Source organism: Leifsonia shinshuensis, from assembly GCF_014217625.1.
Taxonomy (GTDB): domain Bacteria; phylum Actinomycetota; class Actinomycetes; order Actinomycetales; family Microbacteriaceae; genus Leifsonia; species Leifsonia shinshuensis_A.
Window position 1 is genome coordinate 1852603 of sequence record NZ_CP043641.1, and the last position, 25125, is coordinate 1877727.

The 25125-nt window shown below is 69.9% G+C and carries 23 protein-coding genes; 15 read left to right on the forward strand and 8 right to left on the reverse strand.

All coding sequences use genetic code 11. The annotated features are described in order from the left end of the window. Position 1 precedes the first annotated feature (1 nt). The 4 genes from F1C12_RS08880 to F1C12_RS08895 form a co-directional block, all read right to left on the reverse strand. Positions 2-1102, reverse strand: coding sequence for an ABC transporter permease (locus tag F1C12_RS08880; RefSeq protein WP_374939563.1), 1101 nt, complete (start codon positions 1100-1102; stop codon positions 2-4). After that, positions 1099-1911 carry an ABC transporter ATP-binding protein gene (locus F1C12_RS08885; RefSeq protein ID WP_185278393.1) on the reverse strand — a complete coding sequence of 271 codons (813 nt, stop codon included), beginning with the start codon at positions 1909-1911 and terminating at the stop codon, positions 1099-1101. Before F1C12_RS08885 ends, F1C12_RS08880 begins: the two co-directional genes overlap by 4 nt. Further along, on the reverse strand, positions 1908-2732 hold the full coding sequence (locus F1C12_RS08890) for an ABC transporter ATP-binding protein (protein WP_185278394.1): 825 nt from the start codon (positions 2730-2732) through the stop codon (positions 1908-1910). Before F1C12_RS08890 ends, F1C12_RS08885 begins: the two co-directional genes overlap by 4 nt. A 97-nt stretch (positions 2733-2829) precedes the next feature. Further along, entirely contained in the window at positions 2830-4509 is a 1680-nt protein-coding gene (locus F1C12_RS08895; RefSeq protein ID WP_185278395.1) for an ABC transporter substrate-binding protein, read from the reverse strand. 153 nt (positions 4510-4662) lie between these two features. Between F1C12_RS08895 and F1C12_RS08900 the strand changes: the two genes are divergently transcribed. The 8 genes from F1C12_RS08900 to F1C12_RS08935 all read left to right on the forward strand — a co-directional run bounded on the left by F1C12_RS08900 (position 4663) and on the right by F1C12_RS08935 (position 12324). Next, entirely contained in the window at positions 4663-5310 is a 648-nt protein-coding gene (locus F1C12_RS08900; protein WP_185278396.1) for a TetR/AcrR family transcriptional regulator, read from the forward strand. 70 nt (positions 5311-5380) lie between these two features. Beyond that, positions 5381-6403, forward strand: a complete 1023-nt coding sequence (locus F1C12_RS08905) for a LacI family DNA-binding transcriptional regulator (protein WP_185278397.1) — start codon at positions 5381-5383, stop codon at positions 6401-6403. Between the two features lie 116 nt (positions 6404-6519). Next, a complete protein-coding gene (locus F1C12_RS08910; RefSeq protein ID WP_185278398.1) occupies positions 6520-7845 on the forward strand; it encodes an ABC transporter substrate-binding protein in 1326 nt (441 codons plus the stop codon). A gap of 94 nt (positions 7846-7939) precedes the next feature. Further along, positions 7940-8902, forward strand: a complete 963-nt coding sequence (locus tag F1C12_RS08915) for a carbohydrate ABC transporter permease (protein ID WP_185278399.1) — start codon at positions 7940-7942, stop codon at positions 8900-8902. After that, positions 8899-9795 (forward strand): carbohydrate ABC transporter permease, encoded by an 897-nt coding sequence (locus tag F1C12_RS08920; protein WP_185278400.1) that lies wholly within the window; start codon positions 8899-8901, stop codon positions 9793-9795. The genes F1C12_RS08915 and F1C12_RS08920 overlap by 4 nt, the downstream gene beginning before the upstream one ends. A 63-nt stretch (positions 9796-9858) precedes the next feature. Next, entirely contained in the window at positions 9859-11364 is a 1506-nt protein-coding gene (gene arfA, locus F1C12_RS08925) for an arabinosylfuranosidase ArfA (protein ID WP_185278401.1), read from the forward strand. A gap of 151 nt (positions 11365-11515) precedes the next feature. Beyond that, positions 11516-11758, forward strand: coding sequence for a hypothetical protein (locus F1C12_RS08930; RefSeq protein WP_185278402.1), 243 nt, complete (start codon positions 11516-11518; stop codon positions 11756-11758). Further along, a complete protein-coding gene (locus tag F1C12_RS08935) occupies positions 11758-12324 on the forward strand; it encodes a hypothetical protein (RefSeq protein WP_185278403.1) in 567 nt (188 codons plus the stop codon). The genes F1C12_RS08930 and F1C12_RS08935 overlap by 1 nt, the downstream gene beginning before the upstream one ends. A 40-nt stretch (positions 12325-12364) precedes the next feature. Here F1C12_RS08935 and F1C12_RS08940 read toward each other — a convergent pair whose 3' ends face one another. Beyond that, the gene (locus F1C12_RS08940; RefSeq protein WP_185278404.1) at positions 12365-12973 is read right to left on the reverse strand and encodes a GNAT family N-acetyltransferase; all 609 of its coding nucleotides are present in this window, start codon (positions 12971-12973) and stop codon (positions 12365-12367) included. Between the two features lie 17 nt (positions 12974-12990). On the opposite strand from F1C12_RS08940, the gene F1C12_RS08945 reads away from it, so the two are divergent. Beyond that, on the forward strand, positions 12991-13818 hold the full coding sequence (locus F1C12_RS08945; protein ID WP_185278405.1) for a helix-turn-helix domain-containing protein: 828 nt from the start codon (positions 12991-12993) through the stop codon (positions 13816-13818). After that, entirely contained in the window at positions 13818-14663 is an 846-nt protein-coding gene (locus F1C12_RS08950) for an aminoglycoside phosphotransferase family protein (RefSeq protein WP_185278863.1), read from the forward strand. The genes F1C12_RS08945 and F1C12_RS08950 overlap by 1 nt, the downstream gene beginning before the upstream one ends. Before the next feature lie 60 nt (positions 14664-14723). Here F1C12_RS08950 and F1C12_RS08955 read toward each other — a convergent pair whose 3' ends face one another. Both F1C12_RS08955 and F1C12_RS08960 read right to left on the reverse strand, forming a co-directional pair. Continuing rightward, positions 14724-15398, reverse strand: a complete 675-nt coding sequence (locus F1C12_RS08955) for a phosphatase PAP2 family protein (RefSeq protein WP_185278406.1) — start codon at positions 15396-15398, stop codon at positions 14724-14726. Between the two features lie 41 nt (positions 15399-15439). After that, a complete protein-coding gene (locus F1C12_RS08960; protein ID WP_258046193.1) occupies positions 15440-16669 on the reverse strand; it encodes a multidrug effflux MFS transporter in 1230 nt (409 codons plus the stop codon). Positions 16670-16933: 264 nt separating this feature from the next. Here F1C12_RS08960 and F1C12_RS08965 point away from each other — a divergent pair, with 264 nt between their 5' ends. After that, the gene (locus F1C12_RS08965) at positions 16934-19201 is read left to right on the forward strand and encodes an alpha-galactosidase (RefSeq protein ID WP_185278408.1); all 2268 of its coding nucleotides are present in this window, start codon (positions 16934-16936) and stop codon (positions 19199-19201) included. 78 nt (positions 19202-19279) lie between these two features. Here the strand turns inward: F1C12_RS08965 and F1C12_RS08970 are convergent, their stop codons facing one another. Further along, positions 19280-20413 carry an ROK family transcriptional regulator gene (locus F1C12_RS08970; protein ID WP_185278409.1) on the reverse strand — a complete coding sequence of 378 codons (1134 nt, stop codon included), beginning with the start codon at positions 20411-20413 and terminating at the stop codon, positions 19280-19282. 98 nt (positions 20414-20511) lie between these two features. On the opposite strand from F1C12_RS08970, the gene F1C12_RS08975 reads away from it, so the two are divergent. From F1C12_RS08975 to F1C12_RS08990, 4 genes are read left to right on the forward strand one after another with little or no spacing between them, the layout of a single operon-like run. Then, a complete protein-coding gene (locus F1C12_RS08975) occupies positions 20512-21465 on the forward strand; it encodes a carbohydrate ABC transporter permease (protein ID WP_185278410.1) in 954 nt (317 codons plus the stop codon). Between the two features lie 46 nt (positions 21466-21511). Further along, the gene (locus F1C12_RS08980; protein ID WP_185278411.1) at positions 21512-22450 is read left to right on the forward strand and encodes a carbohydrate ABC transporter permease; all 939 of its coding nucleotides are present in this window, start codon (positions 21512-21514) and stop codon (positions 22448-22450) included. 8 nt (positions 22451-22458) lie between these two features. After that, positions 22459-23847, forward strand: coding sequence for an ABC transporter substrate-binding protein (locus F1C12_RS08985; protein WP_185278412.1), 1389 nt, complete (start codon positions 22459-22461; stop codon positions 23845-23847). Positions 23848-23899: 52 nt separating this feature from the next. Then, positions 23900-25105, forward strand: coding sequence for a Gfo/Idh/MocA family protein (locus F1C12_RS08990; RefSeq protein WP_185278413.1), 1206 nt, complete (start codon positions 23900-23902; stop codon positions 25103-25105). The last annotated feature ends 20 nt before the right edge of the window (positions 25106-25125 follow it).

Below are 25125 nucleotides of genomic sequence, written 5' to 3' on the forward strand. Positions count from 1 at the left end.
ATCAGGCCTCCGTCTGGCGGGTGCGCGGGTCGAGGATGGCGTACGCGATGTCCGCGATGATGTTCGCGATCAGCACGGCAAGGACGAGCACGAGGAAGATGCCCTGCATGAGCGCGTAGTCCTTCGCGTTGGTCGCGTTGAGCAGCAGCAGGCCGATGCCGGGATAGGAGAACACCATCTCCATCACGATCGTGCCGCTGACGATGAAGCCGAGCGCGAGCGCGAAGCTCTGGATCTGCGGCAGCACCGCGTTGCGGGCGGCGTACCGCCACAGCACGCGCCGGTCAGGCATGCCCTTCGCCTGCGCCACGGTGATGTAGTCCTCGTCCAGCACCGTCAGCATCATGTTGCGCATGCCGAGCACCCAGCCGCCGACCGAGACGACCACGATGGTGGCCATCGGCAGCGCGGCGTGGGAGACGACCTGGCCGATGAAGTCGGCGTTCCAGCCCGGGTCGACGCCCAGCTCGTACGCGTGGCCGGCAGGGAACCAGCCGAGCGTGCTGGAGAAGATCGCGATGAAGATCAGTCCGAGCCAGAAGTACGGGATCGTGCCGAGGAACGTCGTGATCGGGATGAAGACGTCCAGCTTGCCGCCGCGCCTCCAGCCGATCACCGCGCCGAGGCTCGTCCCGATCAGGAAGGAGACCACGGTGGCGAAGCCGACCAGGCCGAGCGTCCACGGCAGGGCGGAGGCGATCGCGTCGCCCACGGGCGCCATACCCGTCGAGATGGAGACCCCGAGGTTGCCGTGCAGCAGCATGTTCCAGTAGTCGAGGTACTGCTGCCAGAGCGGCACCGACTTGTCGACGCCGAACAGCAGCCGCAGGGCCTTCTCGGCGTCCGGGGTCAGCTGGCCCTGGCTGCGCGCCATGTAGGAGGAGACGGCGTCGCCCTTCATCAGGCGCGGGATGAAGAAGTTGATCGTGATGGCCGCCCACAGGGTGAACACGTAGAAGGCCACGCGGCCGCCGATGAACCGCCACGGTACGCGCGGCCCACGGCCCTCGGCCCTGGTCGCGGTCGTGCCGACGAGGGTCGGGTCGACGGGAACGGAATCGGCCGAGGTCAGGCCGGCGGACGTCGTCGTCTCGGCACTCACTGCGCACCTCCTGCAGTCTGGGCGGTCAGAGCACCGAAGTGCTTCTCGGGGTCGGGCGACGCGGCGCGGAGCTCGCGCGTGTACGGGTCCTTCGGACGCAGGATCACGTCGTCGGCGGGGCCGTGCTCGACGATCCTGCCCTGGTTGAGGACGATGATCTCGTCGCTGAAGTGCCGCGCGGTGGCCAGGTCGTGGGTGATGTAGAGCACCCCGAGCCCTTCCTCGCGCTGCAGGTCGGCGAGCAGGTTCAGCACACCGACGCGCAGCGACACGTCGAGCATCGACACCGGCTCGTCGGCCACCAGCAGCGTCGGCCGGGAGGCGAGGGCGCGGGCGATGGCGACGCGCTGCCGCTGGCCTCCGGAGAGCTCGTGCGGACGGCGGTCGATCACGGCGTCCGCGTCCAGCTGGACGCGGCGCAGCAGGCGGCGCACCTCGTCGTCCACCTCGCCCTTCGGGACGACGTGGTCCAGGCGCAGCGGGCGCTCGATGTGGTGCCGGATCGTGTGCGAGGGGTTCAGCGAGGCGAACGGGTCCTGGAAGACCATCCGCAGCTGCTGGCGGTACTGCCGCAGCCGCTTGCCCGAGCGCGGGATCGGGGCGCCGTCCAGCAGCACCTGCCCGCTCGTCGGCGTCTCCAGCTGGGTCAGGATCTTCGCGATCGTGGACTTGCCGCTGCCGGACTGGCCGACCAGGCCGATCGTCTGCCGCTGGCCCAGCGTGAAGCTGACGTCGTCCAGCGCCTTCAGCTGCCCGGAGCCACGGACGTTGTAGATCTTGGTGACGTTCTTGAACTCGAGCGTGGTCATCGGACGACCACTCCTCTCTCTCCCGTGAGGCGGGGGAACGACTGCAGCAGCTTCTGCGTGTACTCGTGCTGCGGGTTCGTCCAGATCTGCTCGGCGGTCGCGAGCTCCACGATCTCGCCGTCGCGCATGATCGCGATCCGGTCGCTGATCTCCAGCAGCAGCGGGAGGTCGTGGGTGATGAAGACGACGGAGAACCCGAAGTCGTGGCGGAGCTGGGAGATCTGCTTGAGGATCTCGCGCTGCACGAGCACGTCGAGCGCGGTCGTCGGCTCGTCCATCACCATGAGCTGCGGCCGGAGGGCGAGCGCCATGGCGATCATCACGCGCTGGCGCATGCCGCCGGAGAGCTCGTGCGGGTAGGAGCGCATCCGCTGGCCGCCCACCTTGACGATCTCCAGCAGCTCGGCCACCGCCGCCTTGCGCTCGGCCCGGCTCATCTCGGGGCGGTGCACGAGGAAGACGTCCTCGAGCTGCGACCCGATCGTGGCGACCGGGTTGAGGGCGTTCATCGCGCCCTGGAACACCATGGAGGTCTTGTCCCAGCGGAAGCGGCGCATCTGCTCCGCGTCGAGGGCGTTGATGTCGATGTCGTCGCCGCCCTCGTCGTGGAAGACGACGCTGCCGCCGGTGATCACGGCCGGCGGCTTGAGCAGGCGCTGGACCCCGTACGCCAGGGTCGTCTTGCCGCAGCCGCTCTCGCCGGCGAGACCGACGATCTCGCCGCGCTTGATGTCGAGGGAGACGTTCTTGACCGCCGCGACGGGCGGGTCCACGTCGTACACGACGGAGAAGTCGCGCACGGAGAGAAGGGAGTCTGTCATGGCGTCGCTTTCATGCTGTCCGCGGGTCGCCCGGGGCGGACGGCGGCACGAGGCCGTCGTCCACCCCGGACGGGTGGGGTGAGGTCGCGCTCGGCGACTACTTGCCCGCGGGCTTCAGGTTCATCAGCACCTGGACGGCCGACGGCTGGGTCGGGTCGGCGGTCGCGTACTGGTCCTTCTCGCTCGGCCAGCCGACGAACTTCCGGGTGTTGTACTGGGCGAGCTGCGGGTGGGTGCCGATCGGGATCGCCGGGACGTCGTCCACGAAGATCTTCTCCAGCTTGTCCAGTGCCGCGGTCCGGGCGCTGTCGTCGGACGCCTGCGCGTACTCCTTGAGCAGGGCCGTCGCCTCCGGGTTGCTGTAGCGACCGAAGTTGTCCGAGACCTTGCCGTCGGCGGCCTGGTCGAGGTAGCTGCTGTTCATGGTGTCGTCGTAGATGTGCCACGGGTTGGAGCCGGAGCCGGTCCAGTGCAGCACGGCGTCGAAGTTGCCGGAGGCGACGTTGGCGAACCAGGTGTCGGCGTCCGGAGTGGCGACCTTCGCGTCGATGCCGAGCGTGGTCTTGAGCTGCGTGGCGACGAGCTGGATGCCCGTGACGTAGTCGTTCCAGCCCTGCGGGTCCTGCAGGGTGAAGGAGACCGGCTTGCCGGACGGGTCGGTCAGCGCGCCGGACTTCCAGGTGTAGCCGGCGTCGGTGAGGACCTTCTTGGCGCCGTCGACGTCGATCTTGAAGGTCTGGTCCTTGTAGTCGGACGCGATGTACTGGTCACCGGTCGGCTGCGGGATGCCCGTGACGTTGGTCAGCTCGGGGCCGGCGTTGCTGCGCGCCGTGACGGCGTGCGCCTTGCGGTCGATGACCATGTTGACCGCCTTGCGGAGGGCGACGTCGTTGAACGGCGCCTTCGCCGTGTTGACCACGATCATGTCCGGGCTCAGGACGTTGGCGCCCCAGAACACGTTGTGCTTCGGGTCCTTGTCCACGTAGTTCTTCTGGTAGTCCGTGATGAAGATCTGCGCCCAGTCGGTCTCGCCGCTCTGCAGCGCGCGGAGGAGGCCGGTGTTGTCGTTGTACTCGAGGTACTTCAGCTGCGCCACCGGGACGGTGCCGCCCCAGTAGTCGGTGCGCGCCTGGAGGACGACGCCCTGCGACGAGAAGGTCTTGATCGTGTAGGGGCCGGTTCCGACCGCCTTGGTCACCGGGTCCTTCGTGGCGTCCGCGACGGACTTCCACTGGTGCTCGGGAACGATCGGGACCTGCAGCACGTCGCCCTGCTTGACGAACTTCGACTCGCTGAAGTTCAGGACGACGTTGTTCCCGTCCTTCTTGACGTCGGTCAGCTTGAGGCCGCCCAGGTCGAGCGCCGGGGTGTTCTTGATGAGGTTGTACGTGAAGACGATGTCGTCCGCGGTGAACGCCTTGCCGTCGCTCCACTTCACGTTGCTGCGCGGGGTGACGGTGAGCTGGGTGTAGTCGGCGTTCCAGACGACCTTCGAGGCGAGCCACGGGGTGGTCTCGTTCTTGCCGACCGGGTTGACGATCGCGAGGGGCTCGTAGATCATCCGGTCGTAGCCGAGCGACATGCCAGAGCCGGTGGTGATGAACGGGTTGTTGATCTGGGTCGCGAGGATGGCCGCGCCATCCGGCTTCGCGACCGTGAGCGAGCCCGTGCTGGCGCCGCTCGCGCCGGACTTGCCGTCGGACGAGCAGCCGGTGAGCGCGAGTGCGCCGACGGCGGCGATCGCCGATGCCGTGATCAGGTACTTCCTAAGCCTCATTGCTTCTCCTTCGTGGCGGGCACATCCGTTGTGCCCTGGTGCTGCGGAATGTCGGCTGACAGTAACTTGCTTACTGGTCAGAAAGCAAGTTGGTTGAGGTGAGGTTACTGGCTGGTAAGCTCGGCCGCAACCAGCACGGCAGGAGCGACGGAAATGGCCACCAACGGCACCAGCACCGGTACGCGCCCGGAGACCGAGCGCAAGCGCAAAGAGATCCTGCGGGCGGCGATCGAGACGTTCGGCACCAAGGGATCCACCAACGGCACGCTCGGCGACATCGCGGAGCAGGTCGGGATGACGCACGCGGGCGTGCTGCACCACTTCGGGTCCAAGAACAACCTGCTCCTGGAGGTGCTGGAGTTCCGCGACTGGGACGATGTCGCGCACCTGGCCGACCAGCACATCCCCGGTGGCCCAGCGCTGTTCGCCCACCTCGTCGGGACGGCGCAGCGCAACGCGCTGCGACCCGGGATCGTCCAGGTCTTCACCGTGCTCTCCGCGGAGTCGGTCACCGAGGACCACCCGGCGACGGCATACTTCCAGGAGCGCTACCGCAACCTCCGGCACGAGGTGGACGCGGCGTTCCGCGCGCTCTGCGCCCAGGAGGGCGTGACCGACCCGGACACGATCGACAAGGCGGCGGCCTCCATCCTCGCCGTCATGGACGGCCTCCAGCTCCAGTGGCTGCTGGACCCCACCGCGGTCGACCTGGCCGGCGCCAGCGAGTTCGCCATCGAGGCGATCGTCAACGGCGTGCTGCACGCCGGGCCGGCGCTGGGGTCGTACGTGCGCGACGCCTGAGCTGCAGTGTCGGGCCGCCGGGCTTCCAACGTTGTAAAGTCGACCGGACAGGCAACAGACAGGAGCGCGCGTGGCCGCGACGATGCACGACGTCAGCCGGCTCGCCGGGGTGTCGATCAAGACGGTGTCGAACGTCATCAACGACTACCCGTATGTCCGGGAGGAGACCAGGCAGCGGGTGCTCGACGCCATCGCGACGCTCGGGTACACGCCCAATCTGTCCGCGCGGAGCCTGCGATCGGGACGCACCAACGTCATCTCGCTGATGATCCCCGACCTCCGGAACGCGTACTTCGCAGAGCTCGCCGACTCCGTCATGCGGGCGGCGGCCGAGCGCGGCCTGTCCGTGCTGATCGAGCAGTTCGGCGACGAGCGGGATCGTGAGATCGACGTGCTCCGCCAACCGCGGTCGCAGATGGTGGACGGCGTGCTCTACAGCGTCCTCGCCCTCGACCAGAGCGACGTCGACATCATCGCCGGCATGCCCGTGCCCGTCGTGCTGCTGGGCGAGCGGATCTTCAACGGGCCTCGCGACCACGTCACCATGCGCAACGGCGAGGGCGCCCGGGCGGCCACCGAGCACCTGCTCGGGCTCGGCCGGCGCCGCATCGTCGCGCTCGGCGCGCATCCCGGCGAGGTGATCGGCTCGGCGGCGCTCCGGCTGGAGGGCTACCGGGAGGCGCTCGCGGCGGCGGGCCTCCCCTTCGATGAGGAGCTGGTGGTGCCGGTCGGCTCGTGGCACCGGCGCAACGGCGCAGACGCGATGCGCGGTCTGCTGGCGCGCGGCGTGCGGTTCGACGCGCTCGTCGCCTTCAACGACGCGATCGCCCTCGGCGCGCTGCGCGTGCTGCAGGAGGCCGGCCTCCGGGTGCCGGAGGACGTCGCGGTGGTCGGGTTCGACGACATCGACGAGACGCAGTACTCGATGCCGACGCTCTCCACGATCGACCCCGGCCGCGAGGAGATCGCACGCACCGCGGTCGACCTGCTGGTGCGCCGGATCGAGGGCGGCTCCGCCCCGTTCACCCCCGAGGAGATCCTCGTCCCCTACCGCCTCATCCCCCGCGAATCCTCGGGATCCGCCGCCGGCTGAGGCCCCTCGGCGAGATTCCATTTGACACGGTCACATTCTCCCGCGATCATGTCTCTACAACGTTGTAGTACAACGTTGTAGGACAAGGGTGTCTCCACACCGCGAAAGGGAATCCAATGAAGAAGCTCCTCGCAGCGGGCGGCGTGATCGCGGTCGCGGTCGCAGCGCTCACCGGGTGTTCGGGCGGCGGCGGCGCCGCGGCAAGCTGCCAGAACAAGATCGTGAACTCCGACGCCAAGCAGGTCACCATGTGGGCCTGGTACCCCAACTTCGAGCCGGTCGTCGACCTGTTCAACAAGAACCACAAGGACGTCCAGATCTGCTGGACGAACGCGGGTGCGGGCAACGACGAGTACACGAAGTTCTCCACCGCCATCCAGGCCGGCTCCGGCGCGCCCGACGTCGTCATGCTGGAGAGCGAGGTCGTCCCCAGCTACATCGCCGACGGCTCGATCGTGAACCTCAGCAAGCTCGGCGCCGACTCCGTCAAGGACAACTACTCCGCCGGCGCCTGGAGCGACGTCAGCAACAGCGGCTCCTCGTACGCCATCCCGGTCGACGGCGGCCCGGTCGGCCTCCTCTACCGCAAGGACCTCTTCGACAAGTACGGCCTGAGCGTCCCGACCACCTGGGACGAGTACGCCGCCGACGCCGAGAAGCTCAAGCAGGCCACGGGCGGCAAGACGCTGATGACCGACTTCCCTGGCAACGGCCGCGCGTACCAGACCGCGCTGTTCGCGCAGGCCGGCGCCAAGCCGTTCGAGCTCACCGGCGCGCAGTCGATGTCGATCGACCTGAACGACTCGTCGAGCAACAAGGTCCTCGGCTACTGGAACGACCTCGTCCAGAAGAAGCTCGTCGGCACGGAGGACGCCTCCACCACCGACTACAACACGCACCTCGTGAACGGCACGTACGCCTCCGTCATCGCGGCGGCCTGGCTGCCCGGCTACCTGCAGGGCTTCACCGGCGCCGACAAGACCGCGCAATGGGCCGTCGCGCCGGTCCCGCAGTGGGACACCGCGAACCCCACCCAGATCAACATCGGCGGCTCGGCCTTCGCGGTGAGCAAGCAGGCCTCGGACCAGAAGGCGGCGGCGAAGGTCGCGCAGGAGATCTTCGGCACGGAGGCGGCCTGGAAGCTCGGCATCGAGAAGGCGGCGCTGTTCCCGCTCTGGAAGCCGATCCTCGAGTCCGACTACTTCCAGTCGAAGGCATACCCGTTCTTCGGCGGCCAGCAGATCAACAAGGACGTGTTCCTCACGGCGGCGACGGACTACACGGGTTTCCAGTTCAGCCCGTTCCAGAACCTCGTCTACGACAAGCTGACCGACGCGGTCAACGCCACCAACAAGGGCAAGAAGAGCCCGGCCGACGCGCTGAAGACCTACCAGGACTCGGTCGTCTCCTACGCCAAGCAGCAGGGCTACACCGTCAAGTGACCCACCCCGCCGGGAGGCGGAACCCGTGACCGCGATGACCGCTCGCGGGCTCCGCCTCCCGGCCCCAGCTCCCCATCGGAAGGGCCTCGTTACGATGACCGAAACCGCCGTCGCACCGCCGCGGCAGCGCACCAGCGGCACACCGCCGCTGCCGTCCACACCGAGGCGGCGCGACCTCGTCGCCGCCCGCCGCGCACGCTGGGGCTGGGCGTTCACCGCGCCGTTCGCCGTCTTCCTCGTCGTGTTCCTGATCGTCCCGCTGATCTACGCGTTCGTGCTCAGCCTCCAGAACACCACCCTCGCCGGCGGCACGTCGTGGGTCGGCTTCGCCAACTACGCGAAGGCCTTCACCGATCCGCTGTTCCTGGAGGGCGTCTGGCGCGTCGTCCTGTTCGCTCTCGTGATGATCCCGGCGCAGATGCTCGTCGCGCTGGTCGCGGCACTGTTGATCGACGCGCTGACCACGCGGTTCGCGAAGATCTCGCGGCTGCTGATCTTCGTCCCGTACGCCGTTCCGGTCGTGATCGGCGCGCTGATGTGGGGATTCCTGTACAGCCCGAGCTTCGGGCCGGCGCAGGAGCTGTTCGGGCTCGTCGGCCTGAAGGCGCCGGACTTCTTCTCCGACCAGAACGTGTTCGGGTCGCTGGTGAACATCGTCACTTGGCAGTGGGCCGGCTACTACATGATCATCCTCTACGCGGCGCTGCAGGGGGTCGATCCGTCGATCTACGAGGCGGCCCGCGTGGACGGCGCGAGCGCCTGGCAGATCGCGCTGCGGATCAAGGTGCCGATGGTGGCCTCCTCGCTCCTGCTCGTGCTCGTCTTCGCCCTGATCGGCACACTGCAGTTCTTCAACGAACCGCAGATGCTGCGCGGGATGGCCTCCGGCTCGATCACCTCGAACTACACGCCGAACATCTACGCGTACACGGTCGCGTTCTCGTACCACCAGTTCAACTACGCGTCGGCGATCGCCTTCGCACTCGGCCTGGTGATCTTCGTGGGCTCGTACGTGTTCATGTTCGCCACCCGCAAGAAGAGCGGAATGATGAAATGACCACGACCCTCCGCGCACCCCGCGCCCTCCGCGCTTCCCGTCCTCGCCGCACCGGCCGCCAGGTCATCCCGCACATCGTGCTCGCCGCGTTCATCGTCTACTTCGCGCTGCCGTTCTGGTGGCTGATCGTCGCCAGCACGAAGAGCCAGCAGACGCTGTTCGACGGGACGACCTCCCCGCTCTGGTTCTCGCACTTCGACCTGTTCGAGAATCTGAGCTCGCTGTTCTCCTACTCCGGCGGCCTCTACGCGCACTGGCTCGGCAACTCGTTCCTCTACGCGATCGCGGGCGGCGTCGGCGCCACCGTGCTGTCGGTGCTCGCCGGCTACGGGTTCTCGATGTACGGGTTCCGCGGCCGGAGGCTGTTCTTCGCCGTCGTGCTCGGCTCGGTGATGGTCCCGGCGACCGTGCTCGTCATCCCGCTGTTCGTGCTGATGAGCGGCGCGCACCTGACCAACACCGTCTGGGCGATGATCCTGCCGTCGATGCTCAATCCGTTCGCCGTGTACTTGATGAAGGTGTACACGGACGAGGCCATCCCGCTGGAGATGGTGGACGCCGCCCGGGTCGACGGCGCGGGTGAAATCCGGATCTTCTCCCGCGTCGCGCTCCCTCTGATGCGGCCGGCCGTGGTGACGGTTCTGCTGCTGTCGGTCGTCGGCACCTGGAACAACTTCTTCCTGCCGCTGGTGATGTTCTCCAACCCGCAGCTCTTCCCCGTCACCGTCGGCCTCGGCGCCCTGCAGTCGCAGGCGCAGGTCAACACCGGAGGGCAATCGCTGTGGAACCTCGTCATCACCGGCGCGCTCATCTCGATCATCCCGCTGATCGTGTCGTTCCTGACCCTGCAGCGCTACTGGCAGGGCGGGCTCTCGATCGGCAGTGTGAAGTAAGCGCTGTGCAGCAGCAGTACCCGCTCGACCCGAATCACGAATCGCAACAACTAGGAAGCAGACATGCCTGACACCCACATCGCCCTCGACCGCTCCGCCCGGGTCGCCACGATCGACCGCCGCATCTTCGGCTCGTTCGTGGAGCACCTCGGCCGGTGCGTCTACGACGGCATCTACGAGCCGGGTCACCCGACCGCGAACGAGGACGGCTTCCGCCTCGACGTGGTGGAGCTGGTGAAGGAGCTCGGCTCGACCACCATCCGCTACCCCGGCGGCAACTTCGTCTCCGGGTTCCGCTGGGAGGACAGCGTCGGACCGCGCGAGCAGCGCCCGGTGCGGCGCGACCTCGCCTGGCACTCGCTGGAGACGAACCAGGTCGGGCTGGACGAGTTCTCGCGCTGGCTGAAGCTGACCGGCTCCGAGCTGATGCTCGCGGTCAATCTCGGCACCCGCGGGATCGACCAGGCCCTCGACCTGCTCGAGTACGCCAACCACCCGTCCGGCACCGCGCTCAGCGACCAGCGGATCGCCAACGGCACGCCTCAGCCGCACGGCATCCGGATGTGGTGCCTCGGCAACGAGATGGACGGCCCCTGGCAGACCGGCTACATGACCGCCGACGACTACGGCAAGCTCGCCGCGCGCACCGCGGCCGCCATGAAGATGGCCGACAAGGACCTGGAGCTCGTCGCGTGCGGGTCCTCCGGCTCCGGGATGCCGACCTTCGGCGACTGGGAGCGCACGGTGCTCGAGCACGCCTACGACCACGTCGACTTCATCTCCGCGCACGCCTACTACCAGGAGCGCGGCGGCGACCTCGGCTCGTTCCTCGCCTCCTCCGTGGACATGCAGTACTTCATCGACACGGTCGTCGCCGCGGCGGACCACGTCGGCAGCAAGCGCAAGAGCGCCAAGAAGATCTCGATCTCGTTCGACGAGTGGAACGTCTGGTACCTGGACGAGCACAAGGAGTCCGAGGAGGTCAACGACGAGTGGCGCGTCGCCCCGCGCCAGCTGGAGGACGTCTACTCGGTCGCCGACGCGGTGGTCGTCGGCAACCTCCTGATCACGCTGCTGAAGAACCACGACCGGGTGCGCAGCGCCTCCCTCGCCCAGCTCGTCAACGTCATCGCCCCGATCATGACCGAGCCCGGCGGCGCGGCCTGGCGGCAGACCACGTTCTTCCCGTTCTCGGTCACCAGCCGGCTCGCGCGCGGCGAGGTGCTGCGCCCGGCCGTGCGCACCGGCAGCTACGAGACTGCGGCGCACGGGACGGCGGAGGTCGTGGACGCGGTCGCGACGCACGACGCGTCGACCGGAGAGTCGGCGGTGTTCCTGGTCAACCGCAGCCTCACCGAGACCGAGACGGTCACGATCGACGTCCGCGACCTGTGCGCGACGGCGGTGCGGGAGGCGCTGAGCCTGTCCGACGACGACGTGTACGCGAAGAACACGCTCGCCGACCCGGAGCGCGTCGGCCTGCGCGCCAACGGCACCGCGACCCTCGCTGACGGCGTGCTCACGCTGCAGCTGCCTCCGGTCTCCTGGACGGCGGTCGCGCTCGGCTGACCCCCTCGGCGAGCCCTCGGCCGCCCGCTCCCTCCGTCGAGGGGCACGTAAACGCCCTTATCCCGCGTGGATAGGGGCGTTTACGTGCCCCTCGGCGCTTACACGCAGGGCGGATTGGCGGGAGGACCCTGCCGCATGTTAGATATATACGATGACCGGCCGGATGTTCTCGCAGCTCTGCGCCACCGTGGCGCTCGCTCTGCTGACCCTGCTGATCGGCCGCTCGATGCACGACCTCGGCACCGTGATCCTGTTCGCGGTCGGCGTGCTGGCGACCATCCTGTCCGCGTTCCGGGTGCGTTCGCTGCGCCTCCGGCATCGCGCAGAGGTAGAACGCCGTGTCCCCCAAAATGCCGCTACAAACGACCGGAGGAATCCGTCAGGCTCAGTGTGATGAGCAGGCAGCAGCAATCGGGGGTCGGCACGGTGGTGGCGAGCGATACTGTGCTGCGCCCGTACCGGGACCTGTTCGCGCGCGGCCTCACCGCCGTCCTCGCCCTGACCACACCGGTGTTCGCCGTGCTCTACTGGCTCACCATCCCGGACGGCGACTGGACGTACGTCCTCGTCGTGCACGTGCTGGTCGTGCTGGCGACGCTCCTCGGGGTGTACGCGTTCCTCAGCGCCACGATCACGCTTCGGCCCGACGGCGTCCGGGAGCGCGGATTCTTCGGCCGGACCCGGTTCGTCCGCCCTATCGACGTCGGCTCCATCGTGCTCGTCCGGCTCTACGACGGCAGCACGCTCGACACGCTGCCCCAGTTGTTCATCACGGACCACGACGGCCGGGTGCTCATCCGGATGCGCGGGCAGTTCTGGTCGGTGGAGGACATGGAGCGCGTCGCTGAGGAGTTCGATGTGCCGGTCACACGTCCGGAGGACTTCATGACCATGACCCAGCTGCGGCGCCGGTCGCCCGAGCTGCTGTACTGGTTCGAGCGGATGCCGCGGTTCCGCTAGAAGCGTTCAGAGTTCTGCGGCGTTCAGACCTCCGCGGCGCTCACACTTCTGCGTCCGTCGCGATCGCGAGCGCGGGCGCGTCGGGGCGGCTGGAGGGCAGCTCCCGGAAGCCGAGCCGCCGGTAGAACGCCATCGCGCCCGTGTTCGCCGGCGACATCCGCAGGAAGACGCCCGGCACCCCGCGCTCGTGCAGCGCGGCGAGGAGCTCGCGGATGAGACGGCGGCCGAAGCCCTGGCCCTGCAGCTCGGGCAGCAGGTCGATGTGCAGGTGCGCCGGATACCGGTCGGCCTCCGGGACGATCGCCTCGTGCTGGTCGAGCCCGAAGCCGATGGCCTCGCGCTCCTTCGCGGTGGGGGCCGCGTCGAGCGGGTAGCGTTCGCGGAATCCGGGCAGCCAGTGCTCGTCGTACCAGTCGGCGAAGGCCTGGCTGTCGGCCACCGCGATCACGTAGCCCGCGACCCGGTCGCCGGTGTCGACCACGAACGCGAGGTCGGGCTGGTACTCGACGTAGGGTCCGGCGAACACGTCGGGGATCAGGTCGTCGCTGGAGTACAGGCCGCGCGCATCGGACCCGCTCGCCCCTGTCCTGACGCAGATGTCGTAGACGTCGTCGCGGTCGGCCGGACGGTACGGGCGAATCGAACTCACCGTGAAAGTATGGCAGCGTGACCTCGTCCACCGCCGCCGGGCCGCTGAGCAAGGGCCGGCTGACACCCGGCGCCGACGCCATCGCGGCGCCCGTGCGGATCGACCGGCGCGCGCCCGGCGAGGAGGCCGCGGCGTTCGTGCGGCACTACTGGCTGCCGCGATGGTCCATCCCGGGCGGCGGGAGCGTGCGCGAGGCGGTCCTGGAGTACCCGACCGCGAACGTGGTGATCGAGGCGGGCGCCGCGCTGCTGCACCGGGCGAGCCGGGGGCTGTCCGGGAGGACGCTGACCGGCGACGGCTGGGCGTTCGGCGCGATGCTGCTGCCGGGCACGGCGCGGCAGTGGGTGGGCGGCTCGCTGCGCAGCGCTCCCCCGGCGATCCCGCTCAACGCGCTCGCGGCGCCTGACCTTGCGCGGGTGACCGGCGCGGTGCGCGAGCGGCTGGCCGACGGCGACGCGGAGGGCGCCGTGGCGGCCTTCGAGGACGCGCTGCGCGGCCTCCCGGCCCCGGACGCCGACGCGCGGCTCGTGGACGCGATCGTCGCCGCGGTCGAGTCGGACCGCGACCTGCGCCGCGTGGAGCAGCTCGCCGACCGGTTCGGGCTCGGCGTGCGCCGGCTCCAGCGACTCGTCGCCGGGCACATCGGGTTCGGCCCGAAATGGCTCATCCAGCGCTACCGGCTGCAGGAGGCCGCCGCGGCGCTGCGCGAGCCGGAGCCTCCGACGTTCGCCCGGCTTGCGGCCGAGCTGGGCTATGCGGATCAGGCGCACTTCAACCGGGAGTTCAAGGCCGTGGTCGGCGTGACACCGGGCGCGTACGCGTCCGAGAGCAGGCGCGAGACGTGATGGATCCCACCGCCGACTCCCGGCTCGCGCCGTGGCGGGCACGCTGGTCGCTGACACCGGACGGCCCCGCCTTCGCGACGCCGTCGAGCGTGCTCCAGCCGGTCACGTCGGAGGGTCGTGCGGCATATCTCAAGCTGGCCACCGTTGCCGAGGAGGCCGCGGGCGGGCGTGTCCTGCGCTGGTGGAATGGGCGCGGGGCGGCCCCGGTCCTCGCGGCGGAGGGCGACGCGCTGGTGCTCGAGCGCGCGACCGGCTCTGGCGACCTCGCGGCGCTGGCCGCCTCCGGTCCGGACGGGGACGACGCGGCGACCCGGATCCTCTGCCGCGCCGCGCTGCGCCTGCACGCCGTGACCGATCGCCCGCGACCGCACGTCCTGGTCGGACTCCCGCGGTGGTTCGCCGAGCTGTTCGAGCACGCCCAGGCGCACCCGCATGCCCATGGCGGCATGTTCGCCCGGGCGGCCGCGACGGCGCGGGGCCTGCTCGCCGCGCCGGAGGGCGATGTGGTGCTGCACGGCGACATCCACCACGGCAACGTGCTCGACTTCGCGGACGACGGCTGGCTGGCGATCGACCCGAAGCATATCCACGGCGATCCGGCCTTCGACTTCGCGAACATCCTGTGCAACCCGTCGGCGGAGGTGGCGCTGGCGCCGGGACGGTTCGAGCGCACGGTGGCGGTGATCGCGGCGGAGACCGGGATCCCCGAACGGCGGATGCTGCGCTGGGCCCTCGCCTGGGCCGGCCTGTCGGCGGCGTGGTCCGAGCGCAGCGCCGGAGACGGGTCGAACGCGGTCGGCGTCGGGCTTCGTGCGATGCGTGCGCTCGACGCCAGGGACGGTTAGCCGGCCCGGCTCACCACGCGCGACTGGGTGCGCAGTGGCTCCCGCTCCGCAGGCGCGGAGCTACGCCCTCCTGAGCACGAACGGGTGCGGCCGGGTGCTCTCCTCCGCGAGCTTGTACGCCAGCGGAGCCCACACGATGACGGCGACGCCGGCGCCGAGGAGGAGCCCGCCGATCGTGTCGCTCAGCCAGTGCGCGCCGAGGTAGGTGCGGCTGATCGCCATCAGGATCGCCCAGGCCCCTCCCACGCACCACACCCAGACGCGCGGGAACAGGATGCCGAACACGACCACCATGGTCGCCGCGTTCGCCGTATGCCCGGACGGGAATGAGCCGGGATCGGCGACCACGAGGATCTCCGACGGCCGCGCCCTCCCGACCGTGTGCTTGAGCACCTGGACGCAGATCACCGACACGACGCTGGCGATCGCGAAGAAGGTGGCGCCCCACGGCCTCCGGAACGCCAGCAGCACGAGGACGATCACCACCGGGATCACGACCGAGCCGAGGATCCCGCCGCCGACGTAGTTGAAGAACAGCGCAGGCACGGTCCACACCGGCGAGCGGTGCTCGATGACCTCGGCCATCCACTTGAGGTCGAGCGCGAACGGCTCGTTCGGCCGGAACGCGATGATCGCGCCGAGCACCAGCACCAGGCCGACGGCGACGGACGCCGAGATCAGCGGCCAGCGCCGCTGGATGTGCGCGGCGGTGTGGAGCGGCGGCGTCGCGGTCATGGGATCACGCTACCGCGCGGGGCCGCCCGCCGCCGTCACCGTCAGTGCGCGAGCTCCGGCACCGTCCGCGGGCGCACGATCAGCCACAGCGCCGCGATGGACACCGCAGCGCAGACCGCCATCATCGCGCCCATCGGCGCCGCGCTCCCCGTGCCGAGGAGGCCGACGATCGGCGAGAACACACCCGCCGAGCCGAAGTTGAGCGCGCCGAGGAGGCTGGCCGCCGTCCCCGCCTCGTGGCCGTGGTTGTTGAGCGCCAGCACCTGCACGCACGGGAAGCCGAACCCGCAGGCCGCGATGAAGAACCACAGCGGGATCGCCACGCCCCAGAGCCCGACGTGGGCCTGGTCGAGCACCACGATCGCGATCGACGCCAGGAACATCACGGCCGTCGAGACGGCGAGGATCCACTGCGGGCCGAAGTACTTGGTCAGCCGCGACGCCGACTGCACACCGATGATGATGCCGATGGAGTTGACCGCGAACAGGAGGCCGTACTCCTGCGGCGTGAAGGCGTAGAGGCCCTGGAAGATGAACGGGCTCGCCGACAGGTAGGAGAACAGGCCGGTGAAGTTCGCGGCTCCCACGATCGCGATGCCGACGAAGACACGGTCGCTCAGGACCGAACGGTAGCGCTGGCCGACGGTCGAGTGGCCGGCGTCGTGGCGGCGCGCCTTCGGGAGCGTCTCGGCGATCCACAGCGACACGCAGGTGATCACGAACACGCCGTAGCAGGCGAGCACGACGAAGATGCCGCGCCACGGCATCACCAGCAGCAGCCACGACCCGATGACCGGGGCGAGCACCGGCGCGAGGCCGTTGACGAGCGCGAGGCGGCTCAGCATCCGGACCAGCGGGCGGCCGCCGAACAGGTCGCGCACCATCGCCATCGCGACCACGCCGCCGGCCGCCGCGCCGATGCCCATCAGCGCGCGGGCGATCCCCAGCAGCTCGACGTTCGGCGCGATGGCGGCGGCGAGGCACGCGAAGATGTGGACGCCGGTCGCCGCGATGAGCGGGACCCGGCGGCCGACCTTGTCCGACCACGGCCCGACCAGGAGCTGGCCGAGTCCGAAGCCGATCGTCGTCGCCGTGAGCGTGAGCTGGATCATCGCGGTGGAGACGTTGAAGTCGGACTCCAGCGTCGGCAGCGCCGGGAGGTACATGTCGATCGTGAACGGCCCGAGCGCGGTGAGCGCGCCGAGGATCAGGATGTACGACAGGCGCTGGCGGCCGGTCAGCGAATCGCCGGGATGGACGACGGTGGTCACGAAAAGAGTCCTTCTGCTGGAGGCGTGTGGGGAGGAGGGCACGCGCCCGGCGCTGGACGCAAAACGACAGCACCGCGACGGGTCGCGGTGCTGGGAGGCCGCCCGTTCGAATCGATTCGATTGTGGGCGCGTGACCATCTTATAGCCATTCGCGGCGAAATGTGAACGTGCGCATGACCCCGAATTCGCGGGACAGGCGTTTTTACCGCGCAGCGCCTCCTGTGCGATAGTTTTGTCGAGGAATTAAGTAGAGAGGGGCTGCGGATGAGAGTCGACGGCGTCGAGACCATCCACCTGACCGCGGGCGGCGTGAGCGTGCTGCTCGACCTCCGCGGCGGGCTGCTGCCGGCGATCGCGCACTGGGGCGCGGCGCTCGGCGACCTGGACGCGGCGGAAGCGGGCGCGCTCGTGCTCGCCGGGGTGCCGCCGCAGGCGAACAACACGGTGGACGAGCCGGTGCGCGTCGCCGTGCTCCCCGAGCAGCGCACGGGCTGGCTCGGGAGGCCGGGCCTCAGCGGGAGCAGGGACGGGACCGCGTGGTCGCCGTGGTTCCGGGTGGTGGAGGTGCGGGTGGATGAGTCGACCGGGGCCGAGCCGGCGGCGGCCACCGCCGAAGCGCCCTCACCGTCGGCCCACGTCACCCTCCCCGCCGGCTCCGTCACAGTCACCGCCCGCGACGACATCGCCGAGCTCGAGCTCACCGTCGACCTCCGGCTCTCCCCCGCCGGCGTCCTCCGCGCCGCCGCCACGCTGACCAACCTCGGGGCCGACTACCGGCTGGACGAGCTCTCCCTCGCCCTCCCACTGCCCGCCCGGGCGCGCGAGATCCTCGACTTCGCGGGCCGCTGGGGCAAGGAGCGCACCCCGCAGCGCGGCGACCTCCGCGTCGGCACGCACCTGCGCGAGGGCCGCCGCGGCCGCACCGGCGCCGACGCCGCCACCCTGCTGACCGTCGGCGAGCCCGGCTTCGGCTTCGCCCGCGGCGAGGTGTGGGGCGTCCACGTCGGCTTCAGCGGCAACCACCGGCACTACGCCGAACGGCTCTCCACCGGCGAGCAGGTCGCCGGCGGCGGGGAGCTGCTGCTTCCCGGCGAAATCGTCCTCGGCAGCGGCGAGAGCTACCGCACGCCGTGGCTGTTCGGGGTCTACGGCGACGGACTGGACGACCAGGCGCGCCGCCTCCACCGGCACCTGCGTGCGCGGCCGCAGCATCCACGGACCCCGCGCCCGGTGACCCTCAACGTGTGGGAGGCCGTGTACTTCGACCACGACCTGAGCCGCCTGGTCGACCTGGCCGAGCGGGCCGCGGCGATCGGCGTCGAACGTTACGTGCTGGACGACGGCTGGTTCCGGCACCGCAGGGACGACCGCGCCGGCCTCGGCGACTGGTTCGTGGACGAGACCGTCTGGCCCGACGGGCTCACCCCGCTGATCGAGCGGGTCCGTGCGCTCGGGATGGAGTTCGGGCTCTGGTTCGAGCCCGAGATGGTGAACGTCGACTCCGATCTTGCGCGCGCCCATCCCGAGTGGATCATGCAGACCGGCGGCCGGCTGCCCGTCGAGTCGCGGCACCAGCAGGTGCTGAACCTGGGCATCCCGGAGGCCTACGCGTACGTGCGGGACCGGATGGCGGACATCCTCGCCCACAACGACATCGCTTACATCAAGTGGGACCACAACCGCGACCTGGTCGACGCCGGCACCGCGCCCGGCGGCGAGCCGGGCGTGCACGCGCAGACCCTCGCCACGTACCGGCTGATGGACGAGCTGAAGGAGCGCTTCCCCGGCCTGGAGATCGAGTCGTGCTCCTCGGGCGGCGCCCGCGTCGACCTCGGCGTGATCGAGCGCACCGACCGGGTCTGGGTGTCCGACTGCATCGACCCGCTGGAACGGCAGGAGATGCACCGCTGGACTCAGCAGCTCCTCCCGCCGGAACTCCTCGGAGCGCACATCGCCTCCGGCCGCTCGCACACGACGCACCGCTCGCACGACCTCGCGTTCCGCGCGGCCACCGCGCTGATCGGTCACCTCGGGATCGAGTGGGACCTGGGGCAGGCGACCGAGTCGGAGCTCGCCGGACTGGCCGAGTGGATCGCGTTCTACCGGGAGCGCCGCGACCTCCTCCACGGCGGGGACCTGGTCCGGATGGACGACGTCGACCCGACGCTGTGGGTCAGCGGCGTCGTCGCCCCGGACCGCACGCGGGCGCTCTACTCGCTCGCCTACCTGGGCCGCTCGGCCGAGGGCCCGCTCGGCCGCATCACACTGCGCGGCCTCGACCCGGACCGCCGCTACCGGGTGCGCCCGCTCGCGCTCGGCGACCCGGCCGGCGGGTACCGGGTGCCGCCGTGGTTCGCCGGCGCCGCGACCGTCCCGACCGGGACGGACGGGGTCACCCCGCTGTCCCGTGCGCTGGCCCCGGACGACGTGGAGGGCGTCGTGCTCTCCGGCCGCGCCCTCGCGACGGCGGGGCTGGCCGCCCCGCTGTCGTATCCCGACCGGGTGTGGCTCCTGGACGTCACCGCAGTGTGACGTCGCCAACTCCGGAGCCCCCGGCCGCCACGCGGCGCGTCGGCCGGGAACTCCGGAGTTAGTGACCGCCGGCACGCATCAGCGCAGCATCCGCGCGCGGATGGCCGTGGCGGCCGCGCCGCGCGCCCACTCGTTGAACGCGAACGGCTGCACTTCCACCGGTGCGCGCACGCCCTCCCAGTCCGTGCCGTCGGTCAGCGACGCGAGCATCGCGTGCTCGCCCACCTCGCCCAGGCGGGCGCCCTCGCCGGCGAGGAGGATCCGCTGCGGATCGAGGGTGTTCGTCACGCTCGCCAGCAAGAGGCCGAGCGCGGCGGCGGCCTCGTCGACGACCGCGCGCAGCGCCGGGTCTCCGCGGGACGCGCCGAGCAGCACCGCGTCGTAGTCCATCGCGGCGCCGGTCGCTCGCGCGGCAGCCGCCTCGACGGCCGCGGTGCTGAGCAGCGCGCTGGCGCAGCCGTGGTGCCCGCGCCAGCAGACCGCGTCCGACCAGGCGAGCAACTGGTGGCCGATGCTGCCGGCCGCGCCGTTGGCCCCGGCGACGACGTTGCCGCCCGCGACGACGCCCATGCCGATGCCCGCGCCGATCGTCACGACGACGAAAGAGTCCAGCCCGCGCCCGGCGCCGAACCAGTGCTGGGCCTGGGTCAGCGCGTTGACGTCGTTCGCCACGGTGACCGGGAGGCCGATGCGCTCCTCGACCAGGTCGGCGAGCGGCACGTCCGTCCACTCCAGGAAGTGCGACGCCCGCACCGTTCGCCCGTCCGCGGAGGTGCCGCCGAGGCTGATGCCGACGCCGGAGAGCGGGGCGAACTCGTCCGGGAGGGCGCGCACGGCGCCCACGACCGCGTCGGCGACGACCTCCGGCCCGTGCCCCGCCAGCGGCAGCTCCACTTCGGCCCGGATGACGCCGCGGAGGTCGGTCACGACGGCGTACACGGTGGTCGCCGTGATCTTCGCCCCGGCGAAGTGCTCGGCCGACGGGTCCAGCTCCAGCGGGAGGATCGGACGGCCGGCGGCGCGCGCGAGCGGCGCGCCCTCCGACAGGCGCCCGGAGGCCAGGAGCGGCTTGGTGAGGCGGGTCAGGCTGGGCCCGGACAGGCCGAGCCGCTCGGCCAGCTCGACGCGCGAGAGCGGCCCGTGGATGAGGATCTCCAGCATCACCCGCTCGGCGCTGGCGGGGCCTTCTTCCGCCACGACACTCTCTGCCATGAGGACATGCTACGGCTCCCGGCCGGTGAATCGGGTATTGACAGCTATTTAGTTTTGCAGCAACATTAATGCCATTCCAGTCAGACGAAGGAGTCTCGATGGCCATCACCACCTCCCGGCCCGCACCGGCCCGCACCTCGGCCACGCCGGCCTCCCGCAGCACCCCGTCCGCCCGCCGCGGCCGCTCCGGCGGCGACGGCCTCGTCGCACTGCTGTTCATCGCGCCCGCCGCGATCGGCTTCCTGGTGTTCCTCGCGTGGCCGACCCTGCGCGGTATCTACCTCAGCTTCACCAGCTACAACCTGCTCACCCCCGAGAAGTGGATCGGCTTCGGCAACTACATCCGGATGGCCGGCGACCCGATCTTCTGGCACTCGCTCGGCGTCACGGTGGAGTACGTCGTCATCAACATCGGCGTGCAGACGGTCGTGGCCCTCCTGATCGCGGTGCTCATGCAGCGCCTGACCCGTTCCACGTTCGTGCGCGGGATCGTGCTGACGCCTTACCTGGTGTCCAACGTCGTCGCCGGCATCGTCTGGCTGTGGATCCTGGACACGCAGCTCGGGATCGGCAACCAGCTGCTCGGCGCGCTCGGGTTGGAGCACATCCCGTTCTTCGCGAGCGAGACCTGGTCCATCCCGACCATCGCGCTCGTCAACGTCTGGCGGCACGTCGGCTACACCGCGCTGCTGCTCTTCGCCGGGCTGCAGGCCATCCCGAGCCACGTCTACGAGGCGGCGCGGGTGGACGGCGCGAGCGAGTGGCGGATGTTCTGGAGCGTCACCATGCCGCTGCTGCGCCCGGTGCTCGCCGTGGTGCTGATCATCACCGTGATCGGCTCCTTCCAGGTGTTCGACACCGTCTCGGTGACGACCAACGGCGGCCCGGCGAACGCGACGAACGTGCTGCAGAAGTACATCTACGACCTCGCCTTCGGCCGGTTCCAGTTCGGCTACGCCTCGGCCCTCTCGGTCGCTCTGCTGGTGGCGCTCAGCGTCATCACGGTGATCCAGTACCGCATCACCCGCGCCGGCCGCACCGACCTCGACTGACGCGCCAGCCGCCACCCCCACACAGACCGGCGAAGGAGCCACGCACATGACCACCCTCGACACGACGCTGCCGCAGGCGCCGGGGCGCACCGACGCGCCGCGCGCCGGCCGCCGCCTCCCGATCGGCCGCACGATCTCCTGGATCGTGATGGTCCTCATCATCCTGGTGACGCTGTTCCCGTTCTACTGGATGCTGCGGACCGCCCTCTCCACGAACACCGCCCTCGCGTCCGACCCGGCCAGCCTGCTGCCTGTCGACCTCAGCCTCGGCGGCTTCGCCCGCGTCTTCGGCCTGCAGAGCACCCAGGAGGCGCTGGCGGAGGGCGGGTCCGGGGCCTCCGTCGACTTCTGGCGCTACCTGCTCAACTCGGTGGTCGTCGCCACGACGATCGCCGTCTGCCAGACGTTCTTCTCGGCGATGGCCGCGTACGCGTTCGCCCGGCTGCGGTTCCGTGGCAGGAACATCCTGTTCGCGGTGTTCCTCGCCGGGCTGATGGTGCCGAGCATCTTCACGCTGCTGCCGAACTTCGTCCTCATCAAGCAGCTCGGGCTCGTGGACACGCTGCTCGGCATCACCCTTCCGAGCCTGTTCATGACGCCGTTCGCGGTGTTCTTCCTGCGCCAGTTCTTCCTGAACGTGCCGCGGGAGGTGGAGGAGGCCGCCCTGCTCGACGGCGCCGGCAAGGTCCGCGTGTTCTTCCGGGTGATGCTGCCGATGTCGGCCGCGCCGATCGTCACGCTCGGCATCCTCACCTACATCACCGCCTGGAACGACTACTTCTGGCCGCTCATGGTCAGCTACACCGACCAGTCGCGCGTGCTCACGGTCGCGTTGAGCATCTTCCGCTCGCAGACACCGCAGAGCGGCACGGACTGGTCCGGGCTGATGGCGGCGACCCTCGTGGCCGCGCTGCCGATGCTCATCCTGTTCGGCGTCTTCGCGCGCCGCATCGTCAACTCCATCGGCTTCACCGGACTGAAATGAGCCGCCTCATGAGACTCCCCCGCACCCGCACCCGCACCCGCACCCGTTCCCGGCGCCTGGCCGCCGCCGCGACCGCCGTCGCAACCGCGTCCGCGCTCCTGCTCTCCGGCTGCGCCGCCGGCTCGCCGTCCGAGCCGAAGAACACGGTCAGCTACTGGCTGTGGGACTCCAACCAGCTCCCCGCCTACGAGAAGTGCGCCGCCGGCTTCGAGAAGGAGAACCCCGGGCTCACCATCACGATCACGCAGCTCGGCTGGAACGACTACTGGACGAAGCTGACGGCCGGCTTCATCGCCGGCACCCAGCCGGACGTCTTCACCGACCACATCTCGAAGTTCGCGCAGTTCGTCGACCTCGGCGTCCTCCAGCCGCTCGACGAACTGGACGCCACCAAGGGCATCGACGACAGCATCTACCAGCCGGGGCTCGCCGGCAGCTGGATGGGGCCGGACGGCCACCGCTACGGCACCCCGAAGGACTGGGACACCATCTCGGTGTTCTACAACAAGAAGGTCACCACGGCGGCCGGCGTCTCCGACGCGCAGCTCAACGACCTGAGCTGGAACCCCACCGACGGCGGCAGCTTCGAGAAGACGCTGGCGCACCTCACCATCGACAAGAACGGCGTGCGCGGCGACCAGCCCGGCTTCGACAAGAACCACGTCGCCACCTACGGCCTGGCCACCAACGACGCGGGAGGCTTCGACGGCCAGACCCAGTGGAGCTCGTTCACCGGCTCCACCGGCTGGAACTACACCGACAAGAACCCGTGGGGCACCCACTACAACTACGACGACAAGCGGTTCCAGGACACCATCTCCTGGTACTTCGGCCTCGCCAAGAAGGGCTACCTCGCCCCGTTCACCGACTTCTCGGCCTCCAACGGTCCGGAGGTCCAGCTCGGCAGCGGCAAGGCCGCACTGTCGATGAACGGCTCGTGGATGATCAGCACCTACGCCAAGCTGAAGGGCGTCGATCTCGGGATCGCGCTCACGCCGACCGGGCCGACGGGCAAGCGGGCGTCCATGCTCAACGGGCTCGCGGACTCCATCACCAAGAACGCCGCCAACAAGCCCGGCGCCGCGAAGTGGGTCGCGTACCTCGCCTCCCCCGCCTGCCAGAACGTCGTCGGCCAGCAGGGCATCGTCTTCCCGGCTGCCAAGAGCGGGACGCTGAACGCGATCGCCGCGTACAAGGCGCGCGGGATCGACGTCACCCCGTTCACGAAGCAGGTCGCCGACAAGACGACGTTCTCGTTCCCGATCACCAACTATGCGGCGGATGTGGCCGCGCTGATGGTGCCGGCGATGCAGAACGTCTACGCGAACGGCGCGCCGGTCTCCACCCTCACGACCACGAACAAGCAGATCGACCAGCTGTTCCAGCAGGGCGGCTGACCGGCCTGCCCTCCCGACATCCCGCAGTACCACCACCCTGAAAGCGAGTGACATGTCCTTCTCCATCGCCATGATCGGCGCCGGCCAGTTCGCCGGGCAGTTCGCCAAGCTCTTCGCGCTGCACCCCGGCGTGAGCGCGGTGTACGCCGCCGACCTGCTGCCCGAGCGCGCCGAGCGACTGGTCGCCGAGTACGGCCTCGACGGCGCCCTCCCGTCCTTCGAGGCTGCCCTCGACGACCCGCGCGTGGACGCCGTCGCGATCTTCACCCAGCGCTGGACGCACGGCCCGCTGGTCGTCCGCGCCCTGGAGGCCGGCAAGCACGTCTACTCGGCGGTCCCGATGGCGATCAGCGCCGACGAGATCGCCGCGATCATCGACGCCGTGCGCCGCACCGGACTCACGTACATGATGGGCGAGACCAGCCACTACAACCCGGCCACGGTCTACGCGCGGTCGCAGATCGCGGAGGGCGCCTTCGGCCGCGTCTTCTATGCGGAGGGCGACTACGTCCACGACATGGACCTCGGCTTCTACGACGCCTACCGCTACTCCGGCGGCGAGCAGTGGAAGGCGACGGCCAGTTATCCGCCCCTGCTGTACCCGACGCACTCCATCGGCGGCATCCTCGGCGCCTGGGGCACGCACGCGGTCAGCGTCTCGGCGATCGGCGTGACCGACGACCGCGGCGACGGCGTCTTCGACCGCGAGGTGAGCATGTTCAGCAACGACTTCTCGAACGCTACGGCGCTGTTCGGGGTCGCGGGCGGCGGATCGTTCCGCACGAACGAGTTCCGCCGGGTCGGCTACCCGTCGCACATCCGGGAGTCGCGCTTCCGCTTCTTCGGCACCGAGGGCAGCTTCGAGCAGCTGGCGACCGTCTCGCACCGCACAGACAAGGAGGGCGTGCAGGACGTCACCGAGCTGCTGCAGCCCAAGCCGACGCTGTCCCCGGACGATCCGTCGCTGGCGCACGTCTCGCCCGCGCTCCGCGACGCGTTCACCTCGGGCAGCGCGCCCATCCACGACCGCTCGCGGCTGCCGCGCGAGTTCGACCACGTGACGAACGGGCACGAGGGCAGCCACCACTTCCTGGCCGACGACTTCGTGCGCGCGGTGAACGGGCGCACGCTGCCGCCGGTGAACGCGTGGCAGGCGGCGCGGTACACACTGCCCGGGATCGTGGCGCACGAAAGCGCGCTGCAGGGTGGCGTGCGGTTGGCCATCCCGGACTTCGGGGACGCGCCGGACGCGCTCTGAGGGACGTCCCACCCGGCCGC

Excerpts from the sequence above, each read along its gene's own strand:
- F1C12_RS08885 (WP_185278393.1), bottom strand. The coding sequence starts at position 1,911 with ATGACCACGCTCGAGTTCAAGAACGTCACCAAGATCTACAACGTCCGT.
- F1C12_RS08890 (WP_185278394.1), bottom strand. The coding sequence starts at position 2,732 with ATGACAGACTCCCTTCTCTCCGTGCGCGACTTCTCCGTCGTGTACGAC.
- F1C12_RS08895 (WP_185278395.1), bottom strand. The coding sequence starts at position 4,509 with ATGAGGCTTAGGAAGTACCTGATCACGGCATCGGCGATCGCCGCCGTC.
- F1C12_RS08900 (WP_185278396.1), top strand. The coding sequence starts at position 4,663 with ATGGCCACCAACGGCACCAGCACCGGTACGCGCCCGGAGACCGAGCGC.
- F1C12_RS08910 (WP_185278398.1), top strand. The coding sequence starts at position 6,520 with ATGAAGAAGCTCCTCGCAGCGGGCGGCGTGATCGCGGTCGCGGTCGCA.
- F1C12_RS08915 (WP_185278399.1), top strand. The coding sequence starts at position 7,940 with ATGACCGAAACCGCCGTCGCACCGCCGCGGCAGCGCACCAGCGGCACA.
- F1C12_RS08920 (WP_185278400.1), top strand. The coding sequence starts at position 8,899 with ATGACCACGACCCTCCGCGCACCCCGCGCCCTCCGCGCTTCCCGTCCT.
- arfA (WP_185278401.1), top strand. The coding sequence starts at position 9,859 with ATGCCTGACACCCACATCGCCCTCGACCGCTCCGCCCGGGTCGCCACG.
- F1C12_RS08930 (WP_185278402.1), top strand. The coding sequence starts at position 11,516 with ATGACCGGCCGGATGTTCTCGCAGCTCTGCGCCACCGTGGCGCTCGCT.
- F1C12_RS08935 (WP_185278403.1), top strand. The coding sequence starts at position 11,758 with ATGAGCAGGCAGCAGCAATCGGGGGTCGGCACGGTGGTGGCGAGCGAT.
- F1C12_RS08950 (WP_185278863.1), top strand. The coding sequence starts at position 13,818 with ATGGATCCCACCGCCGACTCCCGGCTCGCGCCGTGGCGGGCACGCTGG.
- F1C12_RS08955 (WP_185278406.1), bottom strand. The coding sequence starts at position 15,398 with ATGACCGCGACGCCGCCGCTCCACACCGCCGCGCACATCCAGCGGCGC.
- F1C12_RS08965 (WP_185278408.1), top strand. The coding sequence starts at position 16,934 with ATGAGAGTCGACGGCGTCGAGACCATCCACCTGACCGCGGGCGGCGTG.
- F1C12_RS08970 (WP_185278409.1), bottom strand. The coding sequence starts at position 20,413 with ATGGCAGAGAGTGTCGTGGCGGAAGAAGGCCCCGCCAGCGCCGAGCGG.
- F1C12_RS08975 (WP_185278410.1), top strand. The coding sequence starts at position 20,512 with ATGGCCATCACCACCTCCCGGCCCGCACCGGCCCGCACCTCGGCCACG.
- F1C12_RS08980 (WP_185278411.1), top strand. The coding sequence starts at position 21,512 with ATGACCACCCTCGACACGACGCTGCCGCAGGCGCCGGGGCGCACCGAC.
- F1C12_RS08985 (WP_185278412.1), top strand. The coding sequence starts at position 22,459 with ATGAGACTCCCCCGCACCCGCACCCGCACCCGCACCCGTTCCCGGCGC.
- F1C12_RS08990 (WP_185278413.1), top strand. The coding sequence starts at position 23,900 with ATGTCCTTCTCCATCGCCATGATCGGCGCCGGCCAGTTCGCCGGGCAG.